Source organism: Pseudundibacterium arcticum, from assembly GCF_042646465.1.
In the GTDB taxonomy this organism is placed as follows: Bacteria; Pseudomonadota; Gammaproteobacteria; order Burkholderiales; family Burkholderiaceae_D; genus Undibacterium_A; species Undibacterium_A arcticum.
This window is the reverse complement of the sequence record NZ_JBHRTP010000035.1, coordinates 1-10,878: the sequence shown is the minus strand read 5'-3', so window position 1 is coordinate 10,878 and position 10,878 is coordinate 1. Positions and strand designations below refer to the sequence as shown.

Sequence of the window (10,878 nt, the reverse complement as noted above, 5' to 3'; positions counted from 1 at the left end):
CGATGATCCGCACCATCTGGGGCGACCCGGAGCGCTACAAGAAGAGCTACTTCCCGGACGAACTCGGCGGCACCACCTACCTGGCCGGCGACGGCGCGATCCGCAACAAGGACACCGGCTACTTCACCATCACCGGCCGCATCGACGACGTGCTCAATGTCTCCGGCCATCGCATGGGCACGATGGAAATCGAATCGGCGCTGGTGGCCCACCCGCTGGTGGCGGAAGCAGCCGTGGTCGGCAAGCCGGACGACACCACCGGCGAATCGATCTGCGCCTTCGTGGTCTTGAAGCGCACGCGCCCGATCGGCGACGAAGCCAAGCAGATCGCCAAGGAGCTGCGCGACTGGGTCGCCAAGGAAATCGGTCCGATCGCGAAACCGAAAGAACTGCGCTTCGGCGACAACCTGCCCAAGACCCGCTCCGGCAAGATCATGCGGCGCCTGCTGCGCGTGCTGGCCAGGAACGAGGAAATCACGCAGGATGTCTCGACGCTGGAGAATCCGGCGATTTTGGAGCAGCTCAAGCAAGCGCTGTAAGCGAGCGAATTGATACTTTTTTAACAGTTTATTAAGTCGCGGATTCAACGACGAAGTGTAACAATTGACGTGTGGTTACCCGGTTTGATAAAGGTGCGAATCTTTATCAACCAAGCACCAAGGAGTAAGCCCATGAGTAGTGTTCATCAGGACGTCAAACACAAGGTTGGCCGATTGAATCTGGTTGCAGAGCTTGGAAACGTATCCCACCAAGCCTAGCGGTACACTAGCATTAGTATCCGGCTGTGTGTCAAAACCTTCTTGGTTTCGCTACCGGTCAGGGATCTGCCCGCCTCTCCTGCCGTGAGGTGCCATCATGATAAGAAGATCACACCCTTTTCCTCGGCGGCTTTGATAATCGCCTCATACCGGCGATGGCTTGTTACATAGGCGAAATCACACCGTACGCCTGCCTCTCGTTTCCGCCATTCTCAATCGAAGCCGGCGCACGCGGCATGGTCGCGGTGCGCGGTGGTTTGGCTTAAATGCCTTGGCTGCTGCCGGGGTAATCGAGCGCCAAACGGTTTTGCAGCGTGCGTGCCTGGCGCAGGGCGTCGAGCAATGCATGCCGATCAGCCGCTTCCAGTTGGTTCGGATCGACATGGTTGTGCATCTCCGTGAAGCTAGTGTAATTGCGGTGCTGATTTTTAAGGCGCAACATTTGAATAAAATAAAACGCGTTGATCCACTGATCCACATCGCTCGGGTGCAGCCGATGGGACTTTGCGGCCAGTCTCAGGCGATCCGCCGTGTTGTTGGCGCGGGTGCCGCACGCCAAACCGTAGATGCGCGCCGCGTCGACGAACAGCGTGGCGCCATTGAGTTTGAGATCGATGGTGCCGGCGAACTGGCCGCCTTTTTCGACCACAAACTTGCGCAGCATACCGAGCGGAGCTTCACGGCGCAGTGCGTTAGCAGTCATCTGAAATAGAAAACGGCTGTTCTCCGACGCCTCTACCGCCAGCCAGTCCGCCAGCTCGTGGGCCAGAGAATGGGCGCCGTAAAGGGGGCGCAGGTCAAAAAATATGCTCGCGTTGAGCAGCGCTTGCGGATCGCCCTCGATGATCCATTGCGTGAATCGGTCGCGCCATTCGTCCAGGCTGAGGCACCACTGCGGATTGCTCGCCATGATTTGTCCTCTGCACAAGGGGAAACCGCAGGCGTCGAGCGTTTCGTTAATGCGGCATGCGAGCGGCAGCAGCATCTCGCGCAGCCCATCGGCAGGGCCGCTGCCGCTGAAGACGATGCCGTTGTCCTGGTCGCTCGACAGCGTCTGTTCCTGGCGGCCTTCGCTACCGAGGGATATCCAGCACCAGCGCACCATGTCCAGTTGTGTGTCGACACTGCTGATCGCTATCACGCGTTGTGTCAGTGCATCGTTGAGTGTGGATATAATCCGGGTCAGCAGTTCCGCCGCCGGCATTTGCTCGACCACGCGGTGCACCAAGGCTTGAATGTCACGAGACGCCTGCCGCAGACTTGCCCCATCCGTCGCCGCGCCGATGCCGCGCTGGACCCTTTGCAGTTCTTGCGCGAGTGCGGGGTCCGGCACTGTCCGTGGATCGAAACTAGCAATGTGCCTAGGCGTCATCGGGTCATCCATGAGCGGTCGATTCCTTGAAATCGGTGGCGTGTCAGTAGCGGATACGCGCATAAGGGGTTTGCTGCTCGGCATCGCGCGCATCCTTGAGAGTGAGTATGCCTTTTTCCGCCAGCAGCGGAATCATCTTGAGAAACACTTCGCCGGTGACGATGGCGTCGCCCAGCGCGGTGTGGCGGCCGACAATCGCCACACCCAGGCGCAGGGCGATTGCCTCCAGCGAGTGCTGTAGCTGATGCGGGTGGATCACTTGCGACAGCAACAGGGTGTCGAGCACTGGCTGGGTGAAGCTGATGCCGCTCTTATCCTCCTTCAGTTGCAAAAAGCGCATGTCAAACGCGGCATTGTGCGCGACCAGCACGGTATCCTCGGCGAAGCGATGAAACCGCGGCAGCACTTTTTCAATCGCTGGCTGACCGTCAAGCATGGCGTCGCTGATGCCGTGGATGGCGATCGACTCGGCGCTCAACACCCGCCCCGGCTGCACCAGTTGGTCGAAATTTTCCTGCTGCAACAGCCGGCCATTGACGATGCGCAGCGCGCCAATCGAGATGATTTCATCACCTGCAGCAGGCTGCAGTCCGGTGGTTTCGGTGTCAAACACCGTGTAACTGAGTTGGGAAAGCAGTCCTTGATCGAGTTCTGCATTCTGCCCCGGCTGGTGGAACAGGTCGAAGTCGTAAAATTCCGGCCGTCCTGCTTGCTTCAACTGGATATTGAGCGCCGCTTGCGGCGCTGCGACCGGCAGCAACAAGCGGTAGCATGATGCGCCATGCAAGCGATCGAAGCGGTACACTGCTTCGCCTCCTTGCCCCGAGATAACTGCGCTCAGCGTAAGTGCCGCGCCGCCAGCGAGCAATGGCAGTGGCAGTGGCACGTTTTCCCACAGCCGCAGCGTTTCCGCCGCCAGCGGCGCACCACTCCATGTCAGGTCGAGGTGGGCCAAGCGCTCGGCACGCTGCAACCCGAAGCGCAACTCGCAGACGCCCAGTTCGCCGCAGAGCCGCTGCGCCAAATAGACTAGCGCCTGCGTCAACGCGTAGCTGTCCACTTTGAGCCACAGCGTGGCATCGATCGTATCGCCGACATCGGTGCGCAGCGACGGGAAGTCGATGCGGCGGCGCAGCAGCGCGATCAAATCGACGCCGCGCATTTCTTCCAACTGCCAGTTGCCGTCCAGATTGTCGTGTTGCAGCGCGCGGTCGATCTGGCGCGCCAAGCGTTGCGACTCGTCGTCAATGATGGTGGTAAACTGGATTTTTTTCGCTTCGCTCATGTCCGGAAAACTGTGCATCGTTTCCACTGCGGCGCGGATATTGGCCAGCATGGCGCGCGTGTCCTGGGTCAGCGACTGCAGCAGAGCATCACGGCGGCTATCAACCTCGACGTTGCGGGTAATGTCTTCCAGCGTCAGCACGAAGCCGTTGAGGGTATGCGTGCTATCCAGCACGGGCGCCATCCGCGCCCGCACCATCTGCCCCCCGGCGAGGGTGGCGATAAAACCGGATACCGGGCGTACCTCGTCGCCAGGCTGGCGGAGTTGGTACTGGATTTGCTCCAGCGCATGCACGATCAGACCGCGCTCGAGCACGCCGAACACCGAGCGACCCAAACCGATCGCAGCAGTGCCGGCCGTCGATTCGCCGCCATGATCCGCTTCAAGCAATTGTTTGGCGCCTGTGTTGTAGAGCAGAATGCGCCCCTCGATATTGCAGACCAGCACACTTTGCACGAGTTCAGACATCAGCGCCGCGAGCCGATTTTTTTCTTCCGCCAGCGCGTGGTTCGCACTCTTTATTTTTACCTGCACATCGTCGTGCAGCGCCTGGTGCGCGGCGGCCAACGCGTTGATCTTCTCGACCAGCACCCGCACTTCGCGCGCGCCCTCCGGCGCGGCGCGGTGGCCCGGGTTGGCCGCCAGCAGCACTACGTCTTCTGCCAGCCGCGCCAGCGGCGCGAGATAACTGTCAAACAGCGCCTTGAGAGCGAAGCCCAGCGCAAACAACAAAAACAAGGCCAGCGCTACCAGCTGCGCGCTTCGTTGCACCAGCATTTGGCCAAACTGCCCGCGCGGCACCGCTTCCATGTCCAACGCCAGGGATAAAAAAATCGCGCCAATGACGACCAACTGCGACCCAAACAGCAGCGCCAGCATCAATGTGAAGCGGTATTTTGTCTTCATGCGCTGGATCACTCACAACTCGCCAGCAAGCGCTGCACTTGCGCAATCAATTCCTTGGTGGAAAACGGTTTGGTGATATACGCGTCGGCGCCCAGCGCCAGCCCCTTGCTCACCTCGAGCTCGCGGCCTTTGGCCGATAGCATCACCACCTTGACCCGGTTCCAGGCGCTATTCTCCCGGATTTTCTGGCACACCTCAAAGCCGTTGCGCAGCGGTAACATGACGTCGAGCAGGACGAGGTCGGGCTGGAACTCTGCCATCTGCGTCAACGCTTGATCGCCGTCGCGCGCGACGCTGACCTCGTAGCCGGTTTGCTGCATCAGGAATTCCAGCGAAACGACGATGTTTGGTTCGTCGTCGACGATCAGGATTTTGTGAGTCATGAGGTGTTCTCCGATGCGGGCGCCAGCGGCAGGGTGAACGCAAACAGCGCGCCTTCGCCGGGGCGGCTCTCCACCCACAGTTTACCGCCGAAATGGCTGATGATTTCGCGGCTAATTGGCAACCCGAGCCCGGTGCCCTTCGGCTTGCCAATCAAGGCATCGCCGCCCTGACGGAATTTGTGGAAAATGAGTTCCTGGTCCTGCGGGCGCACGCCGGGACCGTTATCGCGCACCGCCACGCGCAATTGGTTGCGCTCCGCCTCAAGGCTGACCGCGATGCGGCCGGCCGCCCGGTCGCAGAACTTCACCGCGTTCGACAGCAGGTTCAGCATCACCTGCATCAGCCGGTCGTGGTCGGCGAAAACCTGTGGCAGATGCGGTGGCAAACTCAGTTCGAGTTGGATACGTTTTTCCTTGAACAGTTGGCTGGTAGCGCTTACCGAGTCTTCGATCACTTGTTTCAAGTCGAGCGGTGCGGCATGCCATTCGGCCCTGCCCGACTCGATCTTGGCGAGGTCGAGAACGTCGTTGATGAGCCGCGTGAGGCGCTCGCTTTCCTTGATCACGATGTCAAGGTAATCGTTGCGTTTGGCGGCTGCAAGGTCGGGATGGTCGCGCAAGATTTCCGAGAACGCGCGGATCGACGTGAGCGGCGTGCGCAACTCATGGGTCACGCTCGAGATGAAATCGTCCTTCATGTGGTCGAACTCTGTGAGCCGCGCGTTGGCTGCCTTGAGTTCGGCCGACGCCGTCTCCAGTTCGCGCGACTTCTGCTCCAACTGGTGGCTGTAGGCGATGACCTGCGAGGTTTCGTCGAGTATCGCCATCACTTCATCCAACCCGAGCGGTTGCTCGTCCACCACTGAAGCGATCATCGCGCGCGCCGACGCGGCACCGATCGCACCTGCCAACTGAGTTTCCGCGAAATGCACCAGGTCGGCGTCGGCGGTCAGCGCGCTTGCGCTACCGCGCTGACGGTTGAAACGCGCGAATGCCTCATCGGCGCGGGAGACCCCGAGAAAACGCCGCAGCAACTCGAGCAGCGCATCGGCCGACGCGCTGCCGCGCCACAAGCGCGAACCCAGTGCGCCGCCGCTGTGCGCGTAGGCATCGACGAACAGTATCGCCTGGGCTTTTTCCACAGCGCTTTGCGTACCCGCGAGCGACACGCCGATATAGCCGCCGACGTTGGCCAGCATGCTCCAGAACAGCGCGTGCGAAATCTGGTCCAGCCCGCGCAACCCAAACAGTTGCTGCGGCTTGAGCCACGCAACGCCGAACGGCCCGTGTTCCAGAAAGCTGGCCGGTAGCCAGCCAGACTGCGCAAACGATGGCAGTAGCAGCGTGTAGACCCACAGCAAAAAGCCGGCGCTCAAGCCAACCAGTGCACCGCGCCGCGTACCGTTTTTCCAGTAGATGCCGCCCAGCATCGCCGGCGCGAACTGCGCAACGGCCGCGAACGAAATCAAGCCGATCGAGACCAGCGCATACGCTTCGCCGGCAAGACGGAAGTACGTGTAGCCCAGCATCATCAACAGCACGATCGCGCTGCGCCGGATATTTAGCAACAGCCCGCTCAAATCGGCGCGCTGACCGGGGCCCAGCAGCTTCAGGCGCAACAGCAGCGGCATCACCAGGTCGTTGCAGACCATGGTGCTGAGCGCGATGGTTTCGACGATGACCATGCCGGTCGCGGCCGATAGCCCGCCGATGAACACCAAGAGCGCCAGCGCCTGGTGCTGCTCGAGCATCGGCAGGGTGAGCACGAAGGTGTCCGCGTCGACCTTCCCGCCAGGGAAATGCATGATGCCGCCGAACGCGATCGGCAGCACAAAAATGTTGATCACCAGGAGATACAGCGGCAGCAGCCAGATCGCCTTGTTCAAGTGCTTCTCGTCGACGTTTTCGACCACGGCGATCTGAAACTGGCGCGGTAAAAACAGGATCGATAGCATCGACAACACGATCAGCGAAGCCCAACTTCCGAATGTGGCGCTATCAGCACTACCGGCGCCGCCGCCCAGCGTCAACAACGACTGCAGCGCGGGGACCGCCTGGGCGCGCTGAAACAGGTCGGCGAAGCCATCGTACATGCCGAATGTGACGAAAACCCCTACCGTAAGGAAGGCAACCAGTTTCACCAACGATTCGAATGCAATCGCGGCGACCATGCCTTCATGGCGTTCGGCGGCATCGAGGTGACGGGTGCCGAACAGGATGGTGAAAGTCGCCAACAGCAGCGCGACATACAGCGTCGTGTCCGACCATAACGGACCTACTGCGCCGCGCTGGGTCACGATGTCAGGGTAATGCATCAGGACGGTAAAGCTGGCCGATACCGCCTTCAGTTGCAGCGCGATATAAGGCACGACGCCAACCACCGCGACGATGGTGACGAGGCCGCCGAGTAACGCGCTCTTGCCATAGCGCGAAGCGACGAAGTCGGCGATCGAGGTGATGCGGTTGGCCTTGCTGATGCGGATGATCTTGCGCAGCACGGTCCACCACAGCGCCGCCATCAGCGTGGGACCGAGGTAAATCGGCAGAAAACCGATGCCGCTGACGGCTGCCCGGCCGACGCTGCCGTAGAACGTCCACGAGGTCGCATACACCGCCAGCGACAGCGCATAAATATAGGGGCTGTTGATGATGCTGGCACCCGCGTCGGCGCGCTTGTCACCGTAGAACGCGATCGCAAACAGCACGCCAAGATAGGCAAACGACGCCAGTACAACGACCCAGCCTTGCAGCATTTCAGTCCTTCAACGCCGGTGCGGATGTGGCTACCAGAGCATGGTTTTTTCCCAGAACTTTTTGTTCCACGATGAACGCCAACAGACCGATAAACAGCGCCCATACGACAAACAGATAAGCGAACAGCAGCGGGATGCCGAACAAAGTGCCGGCATCGTTGAATAAGGCCAGCAACGGGTAGTTGAACAGCAGCCAGCCCAGGACGAACAACGCGACCAGACGTTGGCCGATGACGGGGCGATACAACATGGGATGTCTTTTTAGGAAGCAAAAACCACGTTTCACCAATACCAATACTGCATCATAAGCGACAGTGACGTCAACGCTGCGCCGCAAGACTGGCAGCTTGGCGAATGACACACAACATGCACTCTGACGGCATACTTGCACGCGGCCGCGTCAGTGGACTGAAGCGACAACAGTCCACAAGGCGCAGGGTGTAGGACGGGCAATCACATACGCAAGCGACCAGAAAACAACCCGGGGATCGCTCCCCGGGGTTTAATGTGAAACATCGGCCGGTCAGTGGCCAGAAGCGCCTGCTGCGCCAATGCCGGTTTCCGAACGCACTTTCTGCGCTTCGTAGCCCTCACGGTCCAGGCCGGCACGATCGCTGGTATCGAGGATCGAGAATAGCCAGATGCCGACGAAGCCAGCGGTCATCGAGAACAGCGCGGGCGAAGTGTACGGGAAGATCGCAGCCTTGTTACCCAATACATCGACCCACACCGCTTTCGACACCACCGTCAGACCAACCGCTGCAATCAGACCAAGGAAGCCGCCGATAGTCGCGCCGCGCGTGGTGCAATCTTTCCACAGGACGGACATGAACAGCACGGGGAAATTGGCCGATGCCGCGATGGCAAAGGCCAACGACACCATGAAGGCGATGTTCTGTTTCTCGAACACGATACCCAACACTACTGCAACGATGCCCAATCCGATCGTTGTGATACGGGAAACACGCAACTCGTTTTCGCTGGTTGCCTGGCCTTTCTTGAAGACAGTTGCGTACAGGTCATGCGACACCGCAGAAGCGCCGGACAGCGTCAAGCCTGCAACGACTGCCAGAATCGTTGCGAACGCCACGGCCGAGATAAAGCCGAGGAACACGTTACCGCCAACTGCTTTGGCCAAGTGGATAGCGGCCATGTTGTTGCCGCCCAGCAGCTTGCCTGCTGCATCCTTGAACTCAGGGTTGGTGCTTACCAGAACAATGGCGCCAAAACCGATGATGAAGGTCAGGATGTAGAAATAAGCGATCCAGGTAGTTGCCCAGAATACCGATTTACGTGCTTCTTTTGCACTTGGTACAGTGAAGAAACGCATCAGGATGTGCGGCAAGCCAGCAGTACCGAACATCAGCGCCATACCGAACGAGATGGCTGAGATCGGGTCCTTGATGAAATTGCCCGGACCCATGATGGATTGTTTCTTTTCATGGATCTCGACCGACTTGGCAAATAGCGCTTCAGGGCTGAAACTGAATTGTGACATCACGACATAGGCCATGAAAGTGGCGCCTGCCAGCAGCATGACGGCCTTGATGATCTGCACCCAGGTGGTTGCGGTCATGCCGCCGAACAGCACATAAATCATCATCAGGCTACCAACGATCACGACTGCGATCCAGTATTCCAGACCGAACAGCAGCTTGATCAACTGACCGGCACCGACCATTTGTGCGATCAGGTAAAAAGCCACCACCACCAGCGTGCCCGATGCCGCAAATACACGGATTGGGGTCTGTTGGAAGCGGTAAGCAGCAACGTCAGCGAAGGTGAAGCGGCCGAGGTTACGCAGGCGTTCCGCCATCAGGAAGGTAATGACCGGCCAGCCAACCAGGAAGCCGATCGAGTAGATCAGGCCATCATAGCCGTTCAGAAATACGGCAGCCGAAATACCCAGGAAGGACGCGGCAGACATGTAGTCGCCGGCAATCGCCAGTCCGTTCTGGAAGCCGGTGATGCCACCGCCAGCCGTATAAAAATCTGCCGCAGACTTGGTCTTGGACGCAGCCCATTTGGTAATGAACAAGGTGAAAATAACAAACGCGCCGAACATGGAGATCGCGGTCCAGTTGGTCGGCTGTTTAACAGCTTGGCCAAGATCGGTACCGGCTGCACAGGCAGCACCTGCCGCAGCAAACAGCGCCATTGCGCCAAAAATGCGTTTGATTTTCGACATTACAGCACCTCCTTGCGAATTTCAGCGGTCAAATCATCGAACTCGCTGTTGGCGCGTCGAACGTAAATGCCGGTGATGATGACTGTAAAAACAATCACAAAAAGTCCGATGGGCATACCCCAAGTCATGACGCCCGCGCCCATCTTGGCGCTCAGCAATTCCTTGTTGAAAGCAATCAAAAGAATGAAGCCGTAGTACACGACCATCATGATCCAGGTCAGTGTCCACCCAAATGACGAACGGGTCGAAACAAGTTTTTGATACTTGGGATTCGACTTTATCTTTTTAACGAGATCGTCTTCCATATTCATATCTCCTATTATTGTGTAATCGATCTGCTGTCACTTCGGTCCACAAACCACGTAAGAAAATCAGCCAGGTTATTCATTTATATGAGTTTTTTAAAAAATAAATAGATTCCTCTTGGCAATCAGAGAGTCATCCCGGCACGCGGTCGGCTTGATATCCAAAATGGATACAAACTATCAGGAATTACTTACCAACATCTTACGTTATGCGGAAATAGAGGAAAAAACGATTATTTGACGCCGCGCAAGCGTTTGGGAAAAATGTTTCACGAGTTAGAACAAAAGATAATCATTCTGTGCGTTCGCTGGTATTTGCGATACAAGATTTCTTTTCGCGACCTGGTCGAAATGATGGAAGAGCACGAATTGGCGATGAGTCATACAACCATCATGCGTTGGGTGCAGCGGTATGTGCCAGAATTCACAAAGCGATGGAAGCGTTACGCACGCAAGGCAGGACAATCGTGGCGTGTTGACGAGACTTATGTGCAGATTCGCGGTCGGTGGACGTATCGACTCTGATGCAAATAGCAAAATTTTGATGGACCAATTCACAATGCCGCAAAACTTCAGGCTGGGGGTGTACCGGATTTTGTGTAAACGGAATTTCGTTTAAACCGGTGACATTCCCTCTTCGAACTGGATTGTGAAGCGGTTGAGCGCTCGTTTCCAGTCCCGCAGCGGCATCGTCCACTTCTTGCTGATGTTGTTAATCTTTTGTTCAAAATGTCGGCCCTTGAACAATTCCTCCATACTCTTTAGCTGTAGTAATCGTGATTTGATCTGACAGAGTGTGTCCGGACACGAATGTCGCAAATCGACCCTTTGCGGCCAGTCTGCCTCATGAAAAGCAGACGCTCCATTTTGTATTCAACGTCCGTCATAGGCCGCTCCGCTTGCGGGATTCTCTGGCAATTAGCTGTGT

At 57.9% G+C, this 10,878-nt stretch carries 8 protein-coding genes and 1 pseudogene; 2 read left to right on the top strand and 7 right to left on the bottom strand.

Features of this window, described 5'->3' with window-relative positions; translation table 11 throughout:
- The coding region (locus tag ACFOFO_RS12020; protein ID WP_449369371.1) for an AMP-binding enzyme at positions 1-539 on the top strand (539 nt) is incomplete at its 5' end.
- Positions 540-1,020: 481 nt separating this feature from the next.
- On the opposite strand, the gene ACFOFO_RS12015 is transcribed toward ACFOFO_RS12020, so the two are convergent.
- The 7 genes from ACFOFO_RS12015 to ACFOFO_RS11985 form a co-directional block, all read right to left on the bottom strand.
- Positions 1,021-2,142, bottom strand: coding sequence for a DUF294 nucleotidyltransferase-like domain-containing protein (locus tag ACFOFO_RS12015; RefSeq protein ID WP_390331602.1), 1,122 nt, complete (start codon positions 2,140-2,142; stop codon positions 1,021-1,023).
- A gap of 31 nt (positions 2,143-2,173) precedes the next feature.
- Entirely contained in the window at positions 2,174-4,321 is a 2,148-nt protein-coding gene (locus tag ACFOFO_RS12010; protein ID WP_390331601.1) for a 3'-5' exonuclease, read from the bottom strand.
- An 8-nt stretch (positions 4,322-4,329) separates the two neighbouring features.
- A complete protein-coding gene (locus tag ACFOFO_RS12005; protein WP_390322789.1) occupies positions 4,330-4,704 on the bottom strand; it encodes a response regulator transcription factor in 375 nt (124 codons plus the stop codon).
- A complete protein-coding gene (locus ACFOFO_RS12000; protein ID WP_390331599.1) occupies positions 4,701-7,457 on the bottom strand; it encodes an ATP-binding protein in 2,757 nt (918 codons plus the stop codon). The genes ACFOFO_RS12005 and ACFOFO_RS12000 overlap by 4 nt, the downstream gene beginning before the upstream one ends.
- 1 nt (position 7,458) lies before the next feature.
- On the bottom strand, positions 7,459-7,818 hold the full coding sequence (locus tag ACFOFO_RS11995) for a hypothetical protein (protein ID WP_390322786.1): 360 nt from the start codon (positions 7,816-7,818) through the stop codon (positions 7,459-7,461).
- Positions 7,819-7,980: 162 nt separating this feature from the next.
- On the bottom strand, positions 7,981-9,645 hold the full coding sequence (locus ACFOFO_RS11990) for a cation acetate symporter (protein ID WP_390322785.1): 1,665 nt from the start codon (positions 9,643-9,645) through the stop codon (positions 7,981-7,983).
- Entirely contained in the window at positions 9,645-9,950 is a 306-nt protein-coding gene (locus tag ACFOFO_RS11985) for a DUF485 domain-containing protein (RefSeq protein WP_390322784.1), read from the bottom strand. The genes ACFOFO_RS11990 and ACFOFO_RS11985 overlap by 1 nt, the downstream gene beginning before the upstream one ends.
- 264 nt (positions 9,951-10,214) lie before the next feature.
- On the opposite strand from ACFOFO_RS11985, the pseudogene ACFOFO_RS11980 reads away from it, so the two are divergent.
- Positions 10,215-10,466: pseudogene (locus tag ACFOFO_RS11980) on the top strand (IS6 family transposase); the annotation flags it as partial.
- Positions 10,467-10,878 lie beyond the last annotated feature (412 nt).